At 49.7% G+C, this 376-nt stretch carries 1 rRNA gene; it reads right to left on the reverse strand.

What is annotated here, in order from left to right:
- A 16S ribosomal RNA gene (locus AAIE21_RS29395) occupies positions 1 to 317 on the reverse strand; the annotation flags it as partial.
- Positions 318 to 376: the final 59 nt, after the last annotated feature.

Below are 376 nucleotides of genomic sequence, written 5' to 3' on the forward strand. Positions count from 1 at the left end.
CGATCACCCTCTCAGGTCGGCTACGCATCGTTGCCTTGGTGAGCCGTTACCTCACCAACTAGCTAATGCGACGCGGGTCCATCCATAAGTGACAGCCGAAGCCGCCTTTCAATTTCGCACCATGCAGCGCAAAATGTTATCCGGTATTAGCCCCGGTTTCCCGGAGTTATCCCAGTCTTATGGGCAGGTTACCCACGTGTTACTCACCCGTCCGCCGCTAATTTCTTAAGAGCAAGCTCTTAAGAAATCCGCTCGACTTGCATGTATTAGGCACGCCGCCAGCGTTCATCCTGAGCCAGGATCAAACTCTCCAATAAAGTTAGTTTGTCTAGCATCATAAAATAAAAATTGACGTTGCACGTTGTTTGTTTCGTTC

Source organism: Paenibacillus sp. 102, assembly GCF_039549175.1.
Classification (GTDB): Bacteria; Bacillota; Bacilli; order Bacillales; family Bacillaceae_G; genus Bacillus_A.